The sequence below is a fragment of the Lactobacillus sp. W8172 genome, assembly GCF_016102055.1.
Lineage (GTDB): Bacteria > Bacillota > Bacilli > Lactobacillales > Lactobacillaceae > Lactobacillus > Lactobacillus apis_A.
This window is the reverse complement of record NZ_JACFPG010000001.1, coordinates 214,428-231,864: the sequence shown is the minus strand read 5'-3', so window position 1 is coordinate 231,864 and position 17,437 is coordinate 214,428. Positions and strand designations below refer to the sequence as shown.

19 protein-coding genes, 1 tRNA gene and 1 other annotated feature (1 of these 21 running past the window's edge) are annotated in these 17,437 nt (G+C 34.2%); of the genes, 6 read left to right on the top strand and 14 right to left on the bottom strand.

What is annotated here, in order from left to right:
- Window positions 1-64: a binding site (T-box leader), on the bottom strand; it reaches 179 nt to the left of the window's first position.
- Between the two features lie 63 nt (window positions 65-127).
- The gene (locus H3R21_RS01090; RefSeq protein WP_109715538.1) at window positions 128-319 is read right to left on the bottom strand and encodes a hypothetical protein; all 192 of its coding nucleotides are present in this window, start codon (window positions 317-319) and stop codon (window positions 128-130) included.
- A gap of 1 nt (window position 320) precedes the next feature.
- The gene (locus tag H3R21_RS01085) at window positions 321-830 is read right to left on the bottom strand and encodes a dihydrofolate reductase (protein WP_198182402.1); all 510 of its coding nucleotides are present in this window, start codon (window positions 828-830) and stop codon (window positions 321-323) included.
- A gap of 183 nt (window positions 831-1,013) precedes the next feature.
- On the opposite strand from H3R21_RS01085, the gene H3R21_RS01080 reads away from it, so the two are divergent.
- Window positions 1,014-1,325, top strand: a complete 312-nt coding sequence (locus H3R21_RS01080) for a TipAS antibiotic-recognition domain-containing protein (protein WP_052726776.1) — start codon at window positions 1,014-1,016, stop codon at window positions 1,323-1,325.
- 48 nt (window positions 1,326-1,373) lie between these two features.
- On the opposite strand, the gene pnuC is transcribed toward H3R21_RS01080, so the two are convergent.
- From pnuC to H3R21_RS01055, 5 genes are all read right to left on the bottom strand, one after another.
- The gene (pnuC, locus tag H3R21_RS01075) at window positions 1,374-2,087 is read right to left on the bottom strand and encodes a nicotinamide riboside transporter PnuC (RefSeq protein ID WP_198182400.1); all 714 of its coding nucleotides are present in this window, start codon (window positions 2,085-2,087) and stop codon (window positions 1,374-1,376) included.
- A gap of 104 nt (window positions 2,088-2,191) precedes the next feature.
- The gene (locus tag H3R21_RS01070) at window positions 2,192-3,346 is read right to left on the bottom strand and encodes a cation:proton antiporter (protein ID WP_198182398.1); all 1,155 of its coding nucleotides are present in this window, start codon (window positions 3,344-3,346) and stop codon (window positions 2,192-2,194) included.
- Window positions 3,347-3,573: 227 nt separating this feature from the next.
- On the bottom strand, window positions 3,574-3,897 hold the full coding sequence (locus H3R21_RS01065; RefSeq protein ID WP_198182396.1) for an AzlD domain-containing protein: 324 nt from the start codon (window positions 3,895-3,897) through the stop codon (window positions 3,574-3,576).
- Window positions 3,884-4,591 (bottom strand): AzlC family ABC transporter permease, encoded by a 708-nt coding sequence (locus tag H3R21_RS01060; RefSeq protein WP_198182395.1) that lies wholly within the window; start codon window positions 4,589-4,591, stop codon window positions 3,884-3,886. Before H3R21_RS01060 ends, H3R21_RS01065 begins: the two co-directional genes overlap by 14 nt.
- Before the next feature lie 157 nt (window positions 4,592-4,748).
- Window positions 4,749-5,153, bottom strand: coding sequence for a carboxymuconolactone decarboxylase family protein (locus H3R21_RS01055; protein WP_198182394.1), 405 nt, complete (start codon window positions 5,151-5,153; stop codon window positions 4,749-4,751).
- A gap of 156 nt (window positions 5,154-5,309) precedes the next feature.
- Between H3R21_RS01055 and H3R21_RS01050 the strand changes: the two genes are divergently transcribed.
- Window positions 5,310-5,678: a MerR family transcriptional regulator gene (locus H3R21_RS01050; RefSeq protein ID WP_198182393.1), complete on the top strand. Its 369-nt coding sequence runs from the start codon at window positions 5,310-5,312 to the stop codon at window positions 5,676-5,678.
- 54 nt (window positions 5,679-5,732) lie between these two features.
- On the opposite strand, the gene H3R21_RS01045 is transcribed toward H3R21_RS01050, so the two are convergent.
- Window positions 5,733-6,107, bottom strand: a complete 375-nt coding sequence (locus H3R21_RS01045) for a hypothetical protein (RefSeq protein WP_109715545.1) — start codon at window positions 6,105-6,107, stop codon at window positions 5,733-5,735.
- A 178-nt stretch (window positions 6,108-6,285) separates the two neighbouring features.
- Here H3R21_RS01045 and H3R21_RS01040 point away from each other — a divergent pair.
- Window positions 6,286-6,374 (top strand) — tRNA-Ser (locus tag H3R21_RS01040).
- A gap of 188 nt (window positions 6,375-6,562) precedes the next feature.
- On the opposite strand, the gene H3R21_RS01035 is transcribed toward H3R21_RS01040, so the two are convergent.
- The 5 genes from H3R21_RS01035 to H3R21_RS01015 form a co-directional block, all read right to left on the bottom strand.
- Complete coding sequence (locus H3R21_RS01035; RefSeq protein WP_109715546.1) at window positions 6,563-6,745, bottom strand: hypothetical protein; 183 nt, start codon at window positions 6,743-6,745, stop codon at window positions 6,563-6,565.
- A 340-nt stretch (window positions 6,746-7,085) separates the two neighbouring features.
- On the bottom strand, window positions 7,086-8,279 hold the full coding sequence (locus H3R21_RS01030; RefSeq protein ID WP_198182392.1) for a DUF6575 domain-containing protein: 1,194 nt from the start codon (window positions 8,277-8,279) through the stop codon (window positions 7,086-7,088).
- Window positions 8,280-8,281: 2 nt separating this feature from the next.
- Window positions 8,282-8,734 carry a hypothetical protein gene (locus H3R21_RS01025; protein WP_109715548.1) on the bottom strand — a complete coding sequence of 151 codons (453 nt, stop codon included), beginning with the start codon at window positions 8,732-8,734 and terminating at the stop codon, window positions 8,282-8,284.
- An 807-nt stretch (window positions 8,735-9,541) separates the two neighbouring features.
- Window positions 9,542-10,477, bottom strand: coding sequence for a hypothetical protein (locus H3R21_RS01020; protein WP_198182391.1), 936 nt, complete (start codon window positions 10,475-10,477; stop codon window positions 9,542-9,544).
- 459 nt (window positions 10,478-10,936) lie between these two features.
- A complete protein-coding gene (locus H3R21_RS01015) occupies window positions 10,937-11,188 on the bottom strand; it encodes a hypothetical protein (protein WP_198182390.1) in 252 nt (83 codons plus the stop codon).
- 609 nt (window positions 11,189-11,797) lie between these two features.
- Here H3R21_RS01015 and H3R21_RS01010 point away from each other — a divergent pair.
- Entirely contained in the window at window positions 11,798-12,379 is a 582-nt protein-coding gene (locus H3R21_RS01010) for a phosphatase PAP2 family protein (RefSeq protein ID WP_198182389.1), read from the top strand.
- Window positions 12,380-12,617: 238 nt separating this feature from the next.
- On the opposite strand, the gene H3R21_RS01005 is transcribed toward H3R21_RS01010, so the two are convergent.
- A complete protein-coding gene (locus H3R21_RS01005; RefSeq protein ID WP_198182388.1) occupies window positions 12,618-13,451 on the bottom strand; it encodes a DegV family protein in 834 nt (277 codons plus the stop codon).
- 242 nt (window positions 13,452-13,693) lie between these two features.
- On the opposite strand from H3R21_RS01005, the gene eno reads away from it, so the two are divergent.
- Together eno and H3R21_RS00995 are read left to right on the top strand one after the other, a co-directional pair.
- Window positions 13,694-14,980, top strand: a complete 1,287-nt coding sequence (eno, locus tag H3R21_RS01000; protein WP_046307019.1) for a phosphopyruvate hydratase — start codon at window positions 13,694-13,696, stop codon at window positions 14,978-14,980.
- Window positions 14,981-15,155: 175 nt separating this feature from the next.
- Window positions 15,156-17,429, top strand: a complete 2,274-nt coding sequence (locus H3R21_RS00995; RefSeq protein ID WP_198182387.1) for an HAD-IC family P-type ATPase — start codon at window positions 15,156-15,158, stop codon at window positions 17,427-17,429.
- Window positions 17,430-17,437: the final 8 nt, after the last annotated feature.

Sequence of the window (17,437 nt, the reverse complement as noted above, 5' to 3'; positions counted from 1 at the left end):
CACCAAAATCCCAGCTCTCTTTATCAGTAATCATAATAGTTACTCTGCTTTTCAAGATGTATTAATTATTTAATTGTTTATTAATTTAGCATCTAGTTTTTGTTCTGTCAACTACAAATTTTAAAAATTACTTAAGATGGTCGATTTTTAAATTATGGAATAAGTCGACATTAACTCTTCCTACAAAAAAGGTAACAATAGCCATACCAATAGCTTGCCACCAAAAGTTATGGTTAATACTCTCTGCTTGTATAATGCTACTAATCAAAACCAACACACAAATTAGCAGAATAATAGCAGCGATAATCATCTTCTTCATTCTAATCCTTCTTCCTTAGATAAGTTAAAAAATCATATGAATATTGACATTTGTTATTAGCTTGATGATGCACTTTTTTACTTAATTTAAAATCATCATAATTAAGATCTGGCATTACAGTATCGGCAGGAAAAATTGCAGCAATTGCAGTTTTTTCAAGACAATCTACGCGGTCTTTTAAAGCTTCAAAGACTGAAACTCCACCAATTACATACAGTTGCTCTGTTTGATGCGCATTAATCCACTTATTTAAGCTGTTAACTGATGAAACAACTACCACTTGCGGATTATGTTCATACTCTTCTTTAAAAACTTGATTTTGTGATAGTACAATATGCCGTCTTTGAGGCAAAATACGTGGCAAACTATTAAAAGTCTTTCGTCCCATTATAATCGGATGGTTAATCGTTAAGGTTTTAAAGTGCTTCAGATCTTCAGGAATATACCACGGTAAATGTCCATCTAGACCAATTTTGTGTTGTTCATCTTCAGCCCAAATAAATGTAATCATTACTTCATCTCCAACTCCATTATAGCGCGCTTTACGCATTTAAGGCTAGTCTTTGCTTACAGCTCTACCAATTTTATTCTTATATTTTTAAATAATCCTTTTCACTAATCATTTCATGCAAAAATACTGTAATTTAATTTGCTATAGTGGTTAAATAAAATCAATAAGGAAAAGGAGAAGATAATGAATAGTAAAGCTGACAATTTTTCCGAAGAGAAATTTAACCAAATGAAAGCAACTGAAGCTGACTTAGTCCGGGAACTGCAACAAGTAGTAAAAGATCCTAGTAAGGAAACTGAACTAAGCGATACGATTTTCCAAAACCACCAAAAATGGCTTAAAATAATTATGCCAAATTATACTCCAGAAATACATTTGGGTATTGTTAACGGCTATGAGACAGACGAGCGCTATCAGTCATATTACGATGATAAAGCAGGAAAAGGCGCAACTAAGATCTTAATTAAAATAGTTAAAGCACATTTAGCAAAATAAAAAACAAGGTTTCAAATGATTGAACCTTGTTTTTTAGTTATATCAAAATTAATGGAACCAATGCGTATGCTTGTCAGTAAATGCAAGAACGTCATTAATCAAGTATAGGATGTATGTAAAAAATAGCGTTAAATTTGCGTCTCCTTGAAATGCAGTTACACCCCACAAAATAATTGACATAACCCCTTGAATCGTCCAGAAATAATATTGCTCGCGAAATCTAAAAGTACATAACACAGAGCCAGTAATCCCAATTGCACCAGCAATTGCATCAATCCACGGACGAGGACTAATAAATATTCTTGTGTCCATCAGATAAAGCATAGCTGTTACAAATAAAAAGAAGATCACGGTAAAACACCATTGTTTAAATTTAAGCCCCTTAATGTGCTTTTCGGCGTTTTTAGACCATGCCGGTAGCAACAATACCGGTAAGTCGAGTAAGAAGATATAGGACGCTTGCAAGACAACATTTGCATAATTTTGTGCGTAAATCGATACGATTATATAGATGATTGAAGAAAGTAAACCTAAAACTCCATTAATCGGTTTGGCATTAGTAATTGCGAGCGTACAAGTAAAACCCATTATTGCAGCAACCATCGTAATTAAACTAATTGGATTAACCGGCGTAGAAATTGTTGTTCCGATAATAACTCCAATTCCTAGCATCAGAAGCATATAAGTCTTAAAGCTCCATCCTCTCATTTGCTCTAAATACCATTTAGGCTTAAAGATGTCGGTATTTGGTTGAAAATTCATTATCCACTATCCCACCATTTTTCTTAATTTGTGCAAAAACACGTTTTCTATCATAGCATTTTTATCATACAAATCAATTAATAGCCCTTGTTGTCAGCTTTTCCTTATCTCTTTTTCATTAGCGCCCCTTTTAGCATTATTGGAGCGATTAGTGTGGTTAAAACTATTACTCCAACTACAGTTGAATAAGCAGCAGGAGCGAGCAAATGATTGGATAAGCCAATTTGTGCTACAACCAGTGCCATTTCCCCACGCGAAATCATCCCTGTTCCAACTTGGTAAGCACTACTACTAGAAAAACCAGCCATTTTAGCTCCTACACTTGCACCCACTAATTTAGAGATAACACTGCCTACAAATAGGGCGATAAATAATAAACCATCCTTAAAAATTCCAGTGATTGACATTTCTAAACCGATGCTGGTAAAAAAGATAGGAATAAATAAACTATAACCGATATCCGTAAAACTTTTTTGCAGTTTTTGTTTATCAGGTAATCTACTGAAAGCTAATCCTACAAAGAAAGCGCCAATGACATTACTCAGGCCCACTTTTTCTGCTCCAAACGCTGCCAGTAAAACAATAATTATCGTAACAAGTTGTTTAGCCGCTGGTAGTAAAAAGCGTTCACTCAGTTTAAGTATGCGTGGAAATAACCAAATACTTGCAACTAGTAATACGACTAAATAAACTAGCTGTAATAGTAAAGTCAGTCCCAGGCCAAGATTCGCGTTCGCGGAGTCCGTGTGGGTTCCCGTAACGCTACTTACAACACTTAAGAGAATAACTGACAGCAAATCGTCAACCACAGCAGCTCCAAGAATCGTCATCCCCTCTTTAGTTTCTAACTTTTTCATTTCTTGCAAAACAGCGACAGAAATTGAAACTGAAGTGGCGGCAAACGTAATACCTAAAAAGAGACTTTCTGTTTGCGAGAATTTAAAAGCAATCCCCGTTAAATAAGCAATTACAATTGGCACGATCATTCCAAAAGTGGCCACAAGGAAGCTAGGTTTCCATAATTTTTTCAAAATCGCTAGATCACTTTCAAGTCCAGCTAAAAACATTAGCAAGACAACTCCAATGTCGGAAAAACTTTTAATTAAACCACTAGGCTGTACCCAGTTAAGCATAGCTGGGCCAATAACAATTCCGGCTAGCAATTCTCCGATTACAGCTGGTAAACTGCAGCGATTAGCAATCTGTCCGCCAATTAAGGCAAATAGCAAAATTAAACATAAAATTCCCATAATCTGCATTATTAATTCCACTCTCTGAAATGAACAAAAAGACTTTCAAAATTGCTCAGGCAACCCAGACCTGAGGACAATTCTTGAAAATCTTAGACTCCAACCAAATTTTTATTTGATTCATTTTAATGACCAATTTACTTTATCAGTATAAATTGGCAACTTTTATTAGTATAACTCACAATTTTTTTAATACAAAGTTTGAAAGGCGGAAAACTTTTAGCCTAGCTATTTTATTAAAACAATCGCAGCAAAGCTAAAGAAGCTATTCCTACAATAACGATTACTAAAGGTGATTTACTAATAACCGCTGATACCAATGTTGGTACTGAAGCAATTAGGTATTCCATGTTAATTTTTGGCAACTGCCCCGGTTGAGCAGTGACTAAATTGCTAAACCACATTGTAGACATTATAACAATTGGTACAAAGGATAAAAATTCAACCACTGTTTTAGGCAAAGTGAATTTTTTTAATAAAATAAATGGAAGTACACGTGATAACCACGTCGCTATTCCACAGCCGACAATAGTTAAAAATAGATAATTAGAAGAAGACATGTTTTATTACCATCCCCAATGTACATCCAATAAGTGTTACAGCAATAATAACTAGACTAGCTGGCAAAATTATGGTTGAAATGTAAGTTAATACCAATGTCAATAAAACCACTATTACTTGTAATGCCTTGTTTAAAGCCTTATCACTGTTTACCTGTAAATATAACAAGCCGATAAACATCGCTACATTTGCAAAATCAAGCCCTAATTTCTTTGGATCCTCGATGAAATTACCTAGCAAGGCACCAATCATTGTGGCAATTACCCAAGTTGAATAAGAAATAATATTTTCGGTATTGAACCAGCTAAAATTCATTTTTCCGTTAGTATAATTAAGTTTATTCATTGCTAGAGCAAAGCTTTCATCAGTTAAAAGTGTGCCAATTAGCATCCCCTTGCTCAAGCTATCTTTCTTAAAATATGGTACAACGGTTGTACTCATTAAAATCATTCTTGAATTAACCATAAAGGTAGCAAAAACGATTGAAGCAATGGGACTACCTGCTACTAGCATACTAACAGTGGTAAATTGTGCTGAACCGGCATAGATTATAACTGACATTAAAATTACTGTAATGATCGAAAATCCCGAGGCACGAGCAATCACTCCGAAAGCAGTCGCAATTCCTAAGTAACCAAAAACTGTTGGAAGAGTATCAACTACTGCAGCTCGCTTAGTTAATGAATCGTCCACCTTACGCCTCCTTAGTTATAAACATTAATTTAAAACAAATCGAAGCAAATTTACATTCATCATTTAATAAGGTCCAATTTAAGTTAGACACTAAAAGCATTGAACTAAAAAACTAGTTGCCATCTATAGCAACTAGTTTTATTTATGACTTTACTTATTAATCTTTACTTGATTTTGTAAAATCAATTCCACGATTTTTGAATACTTCTTTAGCAACATTAATCGCATTCAATACTTTTGGAAATCCTACATAAGGAATAGTTTGAATAAAAGTCTCAATTACTTCTTCTGGTGTTAGACCTACATTCAAGGCACCATTAATATGAACATTTAGTTGAGGTTCAGTATCGCCTTGTGAAAGCAAAGATGTGATTGTAATCATTTCTCTTTGCTTAAGATCTAAGACACCACGATCATATACATCGCCAAAGGCAAATTCAATGATGTAACGACCCACATCTTCAGATAAACCAGCTAATGAATTAATAACTGACTTACCGCCTTCACCGTCAACTTTTTCCAAATTTTCTAAGCCCTTTTTATAGCGTTCATTATTTTCCATAGCTTTCCCCTTTTCGTTTTACAAACTTATTTTTAATAGTTAATAGAATAATTGCTGGAGTGTAGTCCATGTCAACTGCTATTTTAAAAATATTTTGTCATGCTAAAATATGATAAAGTACTATACTGAAATAGAGTTATTGCTGGAGGAAATAAGATGAAATATTCAATTGGTCAGTTTTCTGAACTTAGTGGCTTTTCAATTGATACGCTACGCTATTATGAAAAACAAGAACTACTTTTTCCAAGTCGGGATGAAAATAATCGTCGCTGTTATTATGAAAAAGATGTGGCTTGGATTAAGTTTATTTCGCGCTTAAAAAAGACAGATATGAGTATTAAAGAGATGCAAAAATATGCAAAACTGCGCTATGAAGGTGATCAAACTATTCCTGACCGGCTTGTTTTACTTTTTAATCAGCTAGACAATTTGCATAAGCAAGAAAAAGAAATTGATGATAGCATTTCCTTTATCGAAGGAAAAATCAAAACATATCTTAAAACACTTGGGGATTTAAAAGAATAAGAGCATATCTTACCTGTACCACCACGTTTGTCACACCTTGAGCTTATAAAAGTACTAGCATAGCTCAACGTGATTTATATTTTCTAATTCGACCCATGTATCTGAAATGACAATATGATCTGCTTGATAGCCTTGAACTAAACCAACTAGATTCGGCAAAAAATCATCTTCACTATCGATGACTTTAAGTTGAACTGATACGGGATGATGATTAGCGTATGCACTAAGAAGCAACTCACTAATTGCCTCCTGGGACATTGGTTGCTTTTTTTCATAAACTTGAGCGCGTTTTTTATCAATCTTACTAACGGTTGATGTATAGTCGCTTAGCATAAAGCCTTGCCATTTTTTCATTCCACGGTCTTGATATGTTCTAAAAAAATCGTCTAAAACTTGATCAAATTCTTTTTGATCGTGTCTTTTTTTCACTTTGTCCACCTCCGTAACAAACATACGTTCTTATTATACACTGATAATTGAGCAAGGGTGAAGCAAAATTCGTACCTTATACTAGTAAAATGCTAAGCAAATGTACTTTTGGTATTGGCTAGTATTCAAAATAGTAAGTTGAAAAAACATTTAAATAAGGTATAATGATATTCGTTATGGAGAGTTGGCAGAGTGGTAATGCACCGGACTCGAAATCCGGCGAACCAAGTTTTCCTTGGCGCGCAGGTTCAAATCCTGTACTCTCCTTGTATTTATTTAAAAAGACTGTAACAGTTGATGTTACAGTCTTTTTTTGTTTGCTCGGTAAAAACATAGCATAAAGGTTAAAAGGCAAGAAACAATATTTATTTGTTAGTTACTAAAACACACCCTTAAACTATTAGTCTAAGAGTGTTTTAACCATTGCTCGTGCCAGTCTATTATGCTAAATGACTTCAACTTTTTAATTCATTTCTTCGTTGCTTAATATATTCTAGTGTCTTGTCTAGATCTTCTTCATTAGCATACTTCAAAATGAAGTTTTTAGAGTCAGATTTTCTTCGAAAGTAGTTCATTTTATCTTTGTTTTTATCATTCCACTTTTTGTTCGCACGTATCTGCGCATCACTTAGCGTCATATTAATTCCCCTATTGCAAACACCAATATTCCAAGAAATATAGCAATTATCGCTAATTTATAGTACTTCTTTTCTTTGTTACTCATATTATAAAAATAGATAGCAGAAAGTGGAATATGGATCCACATCTTCATTTATTTTAAAAATACTTTAATAATTTCATGAATTAAGCTGCTAATACGGCCGGTATTGTCATATTTAGCAATTGTTTATTCGGCTATCGTTGAAATCATTTTTTATTTCTTGCTACCCAAGACTCACCACCCTATATAAATATAATACACTGATTAAAAGTTCAAAAAAGCCACTTTAGTTAAAACTGAAGTGGCTTTTAATTATATTAATCTGAATCGTCGCTACTTTCCCATGATAAGAGCTCATATGTAACACGTTCTTTAACCCTATTAAGATGATCTGAACTTACAGTTACTTTTAATTTTGCATGACCAAAAGCTGGGATAACAAATTTTTCTCTCTCTGTTTTTACAATTCCATTATAATTAAAAGATTTATCATTCCCATCTATAACAGTTAAAGTAAACTTCTTTTGGTTAAAATCATAACGTGTTAAGTATCCGCTCAAATTTTTAGTTTCTTCGTTTATAGTATGAGATAATTTATCAATTTTACTTATAAATTTACTAATATTATTAGGGGTAAAATGTGAATTCACAATCTCAGTATTTTCTCCTGGTCGTGGTATTTCTGCCTTAATCTTGCCTCCTTTCACTCCTGTAATACATTCAGAAAATTTATTTAGATGCTCGAGAACAAGCCAGCCATATTTCTCTACTATCTCATTGGGCTCTATTTCATTGCCATTTTGTGTGTCTTGAAATAGCTCTACAAGCTCTTTATATGGTAATGCCTCATCGTCATTTATTAATGAAGATATACCACTTGATAGCAATTTTGTACCAAAAGATCCAGGATAAGTTCCTACAACTTGAAGCTGTATTGTGCTATCTTCCACATAGCTCTTTAACAAAGTTTTGGATTTTTTGGGCTGTTTAATAGCAGTCAATAAATTTTGAATTTCATTTAACAATCTTGTGTATATACCAATAGAAACTTCATGCTTATACTGGATCGGCTGAATAGAAAAATCTATGCCATATCTATTATCTGTATTAATTTGATCAGATACCATTGAATTTTTTAATGTTGAAATGTCTTCATACTCTATAAAAGAATCTTCATCTGGTAAACAACTTGAGCTAATTTCAGATGTTTCTTGAATAAAAAATTCATCTTGATCAGTGTTTTTCTTTTCAATAAAAGTAATTTTTGAAACTGGATTCTTATATAAATCAAGTAAAGAAATATCACTATTTTCCAAATGACGTAACTTATCAAATGTTACTGGTAAAAAAGCCCACACATCAGTATCGCTTTTTTCTTCATAATCTATAAAATTAGCGATATAAAGTTGCCCAGTATCACTAGTAAAAGAATAAAGAATAGGTTCATCATAATAGTCATAAATATGATAAATATTAATTTGTTTAAAAGGAGTATATTTTATTTTTTCCATAATTATGCCTGTAATTTGGTTACTTGAAAATGATGTGTAGCTATATCTGATTTACATGACATCCAGAATGTAAAATGTTCATACTCTTTTTTTGGATTGGTGGTATCAAGTAGAACACCGTCAGTCTTGTTCACCGCTACATAGTATAAACTTTTAAATTTCTTTTTAAGTGCTTTATTTTTTTTTGTCATTTCATTAAATGCTGTTTTAGCTTGTTTCTCTGAGAGAAAGCACGAATACCCTGATGACTGACACATTAGTTCATAATTATTAACAGAGCTCCATTTATTGTATGCATTTTTAATTTTTGAGTCTGATATCCAATCTTTGCTATCAGTTTTATTATTGACTTTTTTAGAAAATCTATAAATTTTTCCTTGAAATTGCTTAGCTTCTTTAGGTGGACATTGATATTCGATAGAATCTGGAAAATCCTCTTGATTATAATATTTCATGTGTTTCATTTTCCCTTAATGTAATTTAATCTGAGTTAATTTAATAGTATTAATTTAATGAAGTCAATTACTTTTTAAATCATTGGAATATATAGTAGACTATTTAAAATATCCCTCTATATATAGTGTGTATACTGTTAAAAGTCTGTAAATCTAATACTTTAATCCAACAAAAGAAGTCTCTAAGAAATTAAATCTGAGTAGCGTAATTATATATTATCTAAAAATGTCCCACTTTACAGCACTTGTCCCCGCCAACAATATAGCCGTATCCGCTTGCTCGTGGCTGCCTTAACCATAGACGCTTGACAACTTGTAATGCGTCATCGTTTTTTTGCACTCCCTTGGGCAATTTAGCAATCGCAGGTGCACAAATATATGGTGAAGTGTGTATTTTAGAGCTTTACCTAAACTAAAGGTTTCGGTTTTTAAAGACTGTTGGACTTGTTGTCGGCACTTTTAGCAGTTTTTTTAACAAATATGTCCTACCGGCACCGTAAGCAATGCGAGTTCGAGCTGCTAGAAAAAACCATGCTCAAACCAAAGAGAAGGGCCAATTTTACTAATTGACTCTTCCGTTAATGTTTGTTCTAAATTTTCATTAATATTACTAAGCAAACGGTGCCACGTAGTCATCACCCATAATTCTCTTATATACCGCTTCGTCAATTGCCTTGCTAAAATAGTCAGCAATCATTACTTTGGTGTATACATTAACCTAAAAATGTAAAGGTATAAGGACTCGAAGGGGATTTGCCTTCATTCATCAAATAAAAACCAGTAAAAGAAATTACTTTTACTGATTTTTTAAACTAAGCCTTTAAATATTCCTACTTTTAATAAAAATAAATACTGTAAACCTACTCCGATTATTGCAGCAAGACAACCAAAGAGATTAACCATCAACTGATTGATCGAAGCATTTGTAAGTAAACAAATTTCAATCCAGGGAGCTGTTACTATCAGGTAGCCACGTGCTCCTGTCATTAATAAAGAACACCACTTAAAGCTTTTACTAATTGGGTTTTTGCTAATTCGGTAACGTAGGAACTTTTGAAATAACCAAGTACCTAAAAGCACTATGACTGTTGTGAAGCCAAACTGCCAGACTTTATAACTAGTTACGTTGATACTATAATATGAATAATAATTCAGGCAAATCACATAGCCACATACAAGATCAAAAAAATAAAAGCGATCAGCATAACTCTTTTTAGCAGCTTCACTGATATAGTTGCCTAAATTTTTGGCCGTTTGTCTTCTTGACTCCTTCTGTTTGTCGATAACTTTATTCCTTACTAAATAGTGGTACTGTAGTGCTATTCCGCCAAATCCGGTAATTAAACCGATGACTAACGAAAAAAACATGCTAGCACTTGATTTCATAGAAATACTCAAAAAAGTTAAAGGAGCATTAACAACTACAAAACTTCGAATTCCTGTTGAAAGCAAGCTAGCATTTACCCAAAAAGTCGTCATTTTACCAGAAGCTATTTTATGCTTTAAAAAGTTCTGAAAACGAACCAAACTAATAGCTGCTACGAGTGTTGCAAGAATAAATAGCCAGCCAACTTCAAAGATATCAGTAGGTAATAGGATCAAGAAAAGATAGGTAAGTCCATATATAACCAAATCTCCCATGTGGTTAGTAGAATTGTCTGCAAGCGCAAAAGCATGTTCATGATGTGCAATATCACGTAAAGCTTCACCAACAGTTTCATGCTTGTTTGTTTTATTATTCAATTTCTATCTCCTTTTGTTCAGTATTTTATTCTATACAGTTATTCTAATTTTTCCTTCATTAATGTCAAGTAAACATTATTATCCTTAAAAATCTCCTATTATATTACGGCAAAAGAAAAATCAAGTAGTTTATTATCTACTTGATTATACTCATTTACTCTTTGGTAGTAAAATTTGTCAAAGAGTTAAAAGCAATTCTATTGTTTTCTTAATCTGTCTAAACTTGCGATCTAATCAAATTGAGCTCTTTCATTATATTTGCAAAATCATTTAGAACTAGCCCTACAGTTTAACCAAACTGAAAATCACAGCTACAGCAATCAGGCTAATGATTATCGTTTTTAAAATTGTCTTTACTCTCAAATCTATTTTCATTTTTATTGTTGTATTCCCTTTTTGCTTTTGAAATCGATAAACTTTATTCATTACTATTAATACTCCAATCCCATTTTTATACTATTATTTGCCTGACTTAAGTTGGTTATATAGCTTCCTAATTTTTCTATGGACTATTGTTAGTTCCTTCTCTAGTCTTTTTACTTCTTCTAAGTAGTCTCTTCTTACTTCAACTACATCTTTATTACCTTGAGTATTTTTCTTATCTCCTGCACTGAGCATTTTTGTAAATGTCAGAAATGTCTTGCTAGCTTCTTTACTAAAATTACTATTGTAAGGCTTCAATTCTCCGGATATTTCCTCAGTTGTTGCCATGATTGCAGAATTGTAGTTATCAAGATAATCTTTTAACTCATCAAAGAATTTTTCGGACTGCTCAAAAAAGACTGCAAGAACTTTTTTTATCTAACGGCTTATCTGATTTTTGCATTAATTGATTTAATAGAACTATATAGCGTGTGAATCTTAATGACAATTTTTTAGAGGAATTAAACAAACCGCGCAAAGCTAGCATGTCCGTTTGCCATTCACTTGATTTTAATTGATATTGCGTATTCACGTAAGAAAAGATAATTGTGATAATACTTCCAATATAAGACCCTAAGAATCCCAGCCAGTCACCTATACTAGTTTTATCACCAACAAATAAAAAGATAACTAGTGGTATAGCAATTGAAAAAAGATTGCAATGATTACCACTTGGTTTTTCTTAATAAACTTCTTCATTCTATCCCCCACTATCCAATTTTTTCTTATGAAATTATATTACTAAATAGAATACACAACAAAAGTTTTTGAAACTATCCAATTTAGTTACAAGGTATTTATTTCTTAAGTTTTGTTCAAGGCTATGTACCTAGTTGGAACTAACACTATTAAGCTGATAAAATACATTCGGTATTTATCTGAAAGTAGGGTTGTAATTTGGATATTTATATTTGGCTTGCTAGCTTATCCGCTTTAATTCTGCTGTTACTTATTTTCAATGTTAGAAATTCACGGCGCTTTAACCTGTTAGATCACTGGCTACATCACAAATTTGTCAGACAGCGTGACGGAATTAGTTGGCAAATCGTTGCTTTCATTAATGATCCTAAATTATTAGTGGTTTGGGATGTATTTCTTGCTAGCTTTTTAATGAGTAAAAATGAAACTTTATTAGCATTCTGGGCTTTATTTACTCTTGGCTTTACCGACTTTGTCGGCATTGTTTTAAAAAAATGGATGCACCGAAAAAGACCAATCATGCATTCTAGTTTAGAAAATGGTTATAGTTTCCCTAGCGGACACGTTTTGGGAACGACAATCATGGCTTTAATCGTTTGGCGACTTTTTGCAGATACATTAGGTAGCAAATTATTATTGATTCTTATTTTAATTTGGATGATGGTTGTAATTTCTCGTATTAGTTTAAAAGCCCACTTTCCTTCTGATATTCTAGGTGCAACCTCTCTAGCTGTTTTTTGTTTTAGTATTTGTCAACAATTTCTATTATTAGTAATTTAGGCTTGTAAAAAATGCCGCAGTCATTACAACAATACTGCGGTATTTTTATTATTCTTTTTTAAAATTAAAGCTATCTAAGTAGCTTACCAACTATAAAGATACTTAAGAACAATTTTTTGAAATATCATAAGAAATAAATAATCTTCCTAACAAAAAGCCCTAGTTTATCATAACTAGGGCTTTTACTATGCTGTTATTTTATGTGCAATTACAAAATTGGTAAGCAGCTATTAGGACTTTATAGATCATCAAAGCCAACCATCAGACTTCCTTCTTCAGCATAGAATGCACACAAACCACGCATTGGACGAATGACTATTTCTGCTTTGGGATATAGAGCAAGAATTTTTTCTTTAAGACTATTGGCATCTTTTTCGTTATTGCACTGGTCAATAATGACAGGGCCACCTTTGTATTTCCGTTCATCCATTAACTTCAAAAGCTCTTTAAAAGCTCGTTTCATTCCTCGCACTTTTGAAATTGGTTCTAGCTTACCTTCTTCACTTGCAGTGCCGACAACATCAATATTCAACACTTTTGCCATCTTAGCTACAGCAATATTGACCCGACCGTTTAAGGCCAAATTGTGTAATGACTGCAAAATAACCAATAAGTGAGTATGGGTTTTATACTCTGAAATTTTTTGTTCAATATCTACAAAACGAACTGATTTATCTTCTACTAAGCGTTTAATTTCACGTTGAATAACCGATATTTCTGGACCCGCAGTCCTTGAGTCAACAACAATTACCTTACTACCAGGATTGTCCTTTTCATAAATTTGTTTTGCCTGATAGGCAGATGAGAAACTGCCGCTAAGTCCACTGGTAATAGTTAGCATAACCGCTCTTTTACTTCCTTCAAGGGCTTTTAGCCATTCATCAATACTTGGACAAGAGGTTCTGCCTTCCTCAGTGTTTTCTTCCATACTAGTAAGAAATTCTTCCATGTTAAGGTCCTCATTATCAAGAAAATCCTTACCCGCTATAGTAACGGTCAATGGTACAACGGTTAAATTCTCACTAGCTTTTTCATTGGCACCAGAATCGATTATTAATTTTACTTCTTCCATAATAAACACCTTGTATAGAAAATAAACTGATTTTTTTAAAAAATGTATAGCTAAATAATAATTCAATTGAATTAAAAAAGCGACTAATTATTTTTTAAATTTTTTTAATGGTAGAAATCGTTTACAAATGTTTACATAATCACAAACTTAGGCTAAAATTTGTCATGTAGAGATGGAGCCCTTTGCTCCTCTTAATGTATGTACCTACTTGGTACAGCATGTATTATTTAGGAGGTTTTTAGATGTTAAAATCAGTCATTGAAAATGTTCATGCACTGGAAATCTATGATTCACGTGGTAACCCAACTGTAGAGGCTTTTGTTACCCTTTCAAACGGTGTCGTAGGTAAAGCTGAAGTTCCATCAGGTGCTTCAACTGGTGAAAATGAGGCTGTTGAATTACGTGACGGTGGCGATCGCGTTGGTGGTAAAGGTGTTTCTAAAGCAGTTAACAATGTTAATACTAAGATTGCTGAAGCTTTGAAAGGCTTAGACCCTCATGACCAAGCTAACATTGACCGTGTAATGATCGAATTAGACGGTACACCAAACAAGGCTGAACTTGGTGCTAACGCAATTTTAGGTGTGTCAATGGCTACAGCTGACGCTGCTGCTAAGGACAGCAACCAACCTTTGTACAGATACCTTGGCGGTACTGACCTTGAAATGCCACAAACTTTCCACAACGTTATTAACGGTGGTGAGCACGCTGACAACGGTATTGACGTTCAAGAATTCATGATCACTCCAGTTAAGAAGACTTCTTTCCGTGATGGTTTTGAAAAGATCGTTAACACTTACCATACTTTGAAGAAAGTTCTTGAAGATATGGGTTACGAAACTGGCCTTGGTGATGAAGGTGGTTTCGCTCCTAACATGAAGAACTCTGAAGAAGCTTTACAAGCTTTACACGAAGCTATCATTAAAGCTGGTTACAAGCCAGGTGAAGATATTGCTATTGCTTGTGACTGTGCTGCTTCATACTTCTACAACAAAGAAGATGGCAAGTACCACTTTGAAGGCAAAGTATTCGATGATGATCAATTAGCTGAATACTACGACAAGTTACTTGATGAATTCCCAGAATTAATTTCTATCGAAGACCCTTACGACGAAAACGACGTTGAAGGTATGATCAAGTTCACTCAAAGCCACAAAGACAGAATTCAAATTGTTTTAGATGACTTTATTTGTACTAACCCTAAGCTTTTAACTAAAGCTATTAAGGAAGGTGCTGGTAACGCATCATTGATCAAGTTGAACCAAATCGGTACTGTTACTGAAACTTTGGAAACTATTCGTCTTTCACGTAAGAATGGTTACAACACTATGATTTCTCACCGTTCAGGTGAAACTGGTGACACATTCATCGCTGACTTCGCTGTTGCTATCAACGGTGGTCAATTGAAGACTGGTGCCCCAGCTCGTTCAGAACGTGTTGAAAAGTACAACCGTTTACTTGAAATCGAAGAAGAACTTGGTGAAGGCGAGCGTTTAGCTACTTTCCCAGACAGTGTTGACAAAGACTAATTTGTTAACCTGAAAAAGCCTGCAGCAATGCAGGCTTTTTGTATGCAGATAAAATTCGCTTCTCAGTTAAGTATAATGTCGGTAAAAAACTGATATGAGCTAACCCTTTAGCTAGAAAAAAAGCCCCTTTTATGCTAATTTAGATAAGTATTTAAAAACTAAGGAAGGATAAATTATGTCTGAAAATTTTAAAGGTTTAACCCAAGCCAAAGCAGATGAATTCCTTACTAAAAATGGTTTAAATGAAGTCCCCGAACCTCAATTCAACTTTTTCAAGGAATTTTTATCAAAATTATGGAATTTATCGGCATGGATTTTGGAAGCAGCATTGTTACTAGAATGCATTTTAGGCAAATGGATTCAGTCGCTCTTTGTCCTACTCATGCTATTATTTGCGGCTTGGAACGGAGCATCTAAAAAGAAACAGTCAAGACGCGTTTTAAATAATATCTCGCATAAATTAACTCCAACTGTTTCCGTAATGCGCGATGATAAATGGCAAAATATTGATTCAAAGTACCTTGTACCTGGTGACTTAGTTAGTATTCAAGCTGGAGACGTTCTTGCAGCTGATGTGAAGCTAATCGACGGACAAATTTCTACAGATGAAAGCTCAATTACAGGTGAAGCAAAAACTGTTAGAAAGCAGGTAAAAGACACTGCTTATGCTGGAACCACGGTTGTAGAAGGTAGCGGCTTGGCAACGGTAACTGCAACTGGTGCTAATTCCCGTTCAGGCAAGACCGTTAATCTAATTAACAACTCTGCTGCTCCAGGACACTTACAACAACTCCTAACCAAAATTATTTATTATTTGTGTATTTTGGATGGTATCTTGACCCTAGTAATAGTCATTGCTTTCTTCTTTAAGGGTGGAAAGATAAGTAATTTTATTGAAATGTTGCCTTTCTTGGCAATGATGTTTATTGCCTCTATTCCGGTTGCAATGCCCTCAACCTTTGCCCTTTCGAACTCATTTGAAGCAACTCGACTAAGTAAGGAAGGTGTCTTGACAGCTGATTTAACTGGTATTCAAGATGCTGCCAACTTAAATCTGATTTTACTTGATAAAACTGGAACTATTACTGAAAATAAGACAGCAGTTGCCAATTGGACCAATTTTAGTCAGATGACTGATAGCGAAGTTCTAGAACTAGCTGCTGCTGCAACTGATCAACGCAATAAAAAAATCATTGATTCTGCAATTGATGATTACGTTTCTAGTCTTGGCCTAAAGGTTAAAGCACCTGATGACTTTACACCGTTTACTTCAAGTACTGGCTACTCAATGGCTACTATTGCTGGATATAATGTCAAATTAGGTTCTTTTAAGCAGCTGTCACTTATTGATGTATCCGCTACTGATAAAGTTAAGGACATTGATTTTGGTGCAGGCCGTTCCGTTGCCTTACTAATTGATGACAAGTTAGCCGGTGTCTTTATTTTACAAGACAAAGTTCGCTCCGATTCAAAAGCAGCTTTGGCTGAACTTAAAAAACGTGGTGTTATGCCTATTATGTTAACTGGTGACAACCAAAAAACTGCTGAGGCAGTTGCGAAAGAAGTCGGTTTGGAAGGCGAAGTAATTTCAATTCATGATTTTACGGATCAAACTGACACAAACAAGTTAGCCGGAATTGCAGACGTTTTGCCAGAAGATAAGCTAAAAATGGTTAAGTTTTTCCAGCAAAAAGGTTATATTGTCGGAATGACTGGTGATGGTGTGAACGACTCACCTGCCCTTAGACAAGCTGAAGTTGGAATTGCTGTTTCCAATGCGGCCGACGTTGCAAAACGCTCAGGTAAAATGGTTCTTTTAACGGATGGACTAACTTCAATCGTTAAAATTCTCGATGCGGGACATCGCGTATACCAACGAATGACTACTTGGTCTCTTACCAAGCTCGCAAGAACAGCTGAACTGACCATGTTACTAACTTTTGGCTACCTCTTCTTTGGTTACATTCCAATGGCTCTAAACGCAATGGTTATTTATACTATTATGAATAATATGGTAACGATGATGATTGGTACTGACCGAACGCATATTACCTACAAACCAGAAAATTGGAATATGGCTAGATTGGCAAAAATTGCTTTTTCACTAGCTTCTGGTTGGACTTTAATTGGTATCCTAGCCGTTGCCTATCTGAATACTCATGGCTGGAATCATGGGACGATTTCAACCATGGTTTACGTATATCTTGTTTTGAGTGCAATGTTCCTGATCTTAATTACAAGAACAAAACGTTACTTTTGGCAAGATTACCCTTCCAAAGCTGTCGGTTTAACTCAGTTAGGTGACATCATTCTAACAGTCATTTTAGCAATCTTGGGGATTGCAATGGATAAGATTAGCTGGACTAATCTCGCAATTACATTCTTGGTGGCACTAGTAGCTGCAATTGTCATTGACCTCTTTTACCAACCAATAATGAAGAACAGGTAAAAGTAAGC

What these genes read in the sequence shown, in the direction of transcription:
- eno (WP_046307019.1), top strand. Translation starts at nt 13,694, where the DNA reads ATGTTAAAATCAGTCATTGAAAATGTTCATGCACTGGAAATCTATGAT.
- H3R21_RS01085 (WP_198182402.1), bottom strand. Translation starts at nt 830, where the DNA reads ATGATTACATTTATTTGGGCTGAAGATGAACAACACAAAATTGGTCTA.
- H3R21_RS01035 (WP_109715546.1), bottom strand. Translation starts at nt 6,745, where the DNA reads ATGACGCTAAGTGATGCGCAGATACGTGCGAACAAAAAGTGGAATGAT.
- H3R21_RS01090 (WP_109715538.1), bottom strand. Translation starts at nt 319, where the DNA reads ATGAAGAAGATGATTATCGCTGCTATTATTCTGCTAATTTGTGTGTTG.
- H3R21_RS01025 (WP_109715548.1), bottom strand. Translation starts at nt 8,734, where the DNA reads ATGAAATATTATAATCAAGAGGATTTTCCAGATTCTATCGAATATCAA.
- H3R21_RS01065 (WP_198182396.1), bottom strand. Translation starts at nt 3,897, where the DNA reads ATGTCTTCTTCTAATTATCTATTTTTAACTATTGTCGGCTGTGGAATA.
- H3R21_RS01070 (WP_198182398.1), bottom strand. Translation starts at nt 3,346, where the DNA reads ATGCAGATTATGGGAATTTTATGTTTAATTTTGCTATTTGCCTTAATT.
- H3R21_RS01050 (WP_198182393.1), top strand. Translation starts at nt 5,310, where the DNA reads ATGAAATATTCAATTGGTCAGTTTTCTGAACTTAGTGGCTTTTCAATT.
- H3R21_RS01055 (WP_198182394.1), bottom strand. Translation starts at nt 5,153, where the DNA reads ATGGAAAATAATGAACGCTATAAAAAGGGCTTAGAAAATTTGGAAAAA.
- H3R21_RS01030 (WP_198182392.1), bottom strand. Translation starts at nt 8,279, where the DNA reads ATGGAAAAAATAAAATATACTCCTTTTAAACAAATTAATATTTATCAT.
- pnuC (WP_198182400.1), bottom strand. Translation starts at nt 2,087, where the DNA reads ATGAATTTTCAACCAAATACCGACATCTTTAAGCCTAAATGGTATTTA.
- H3R21_RS01015 (WP_198182390.1), bottom strand. Translation starts at nt 11,188, where the DNA reads ATGGCAACAACTGAGGAAATATCCGGAGAATTGAAGCCTTACAATAGT.
- H3R21_RS01080 (WP_052726776.1), top strand. Translation starts at nt 1,014, where the DNA reads ATGAATAGTAAAGCTGACAATTTTTCCGAAGAGAAATTTAACCAAATG.
- H3R21_RS01005 (WP_198182388.1), bottom strand. Translation starts at nt 13,451, where the DNA reads ATGGAAGAAGTAAAATTAATAATCGATTCTGGTGCCAATGAAAAAGCT.
- H3R21_RS00995 (WP_198182387.1), top strand. Translation starts at nt 15,156, where the DNA reads ATGTCTGAAAATTTTAAAGGTTTAACCCAAGCCAAAGCAGATGAATTC.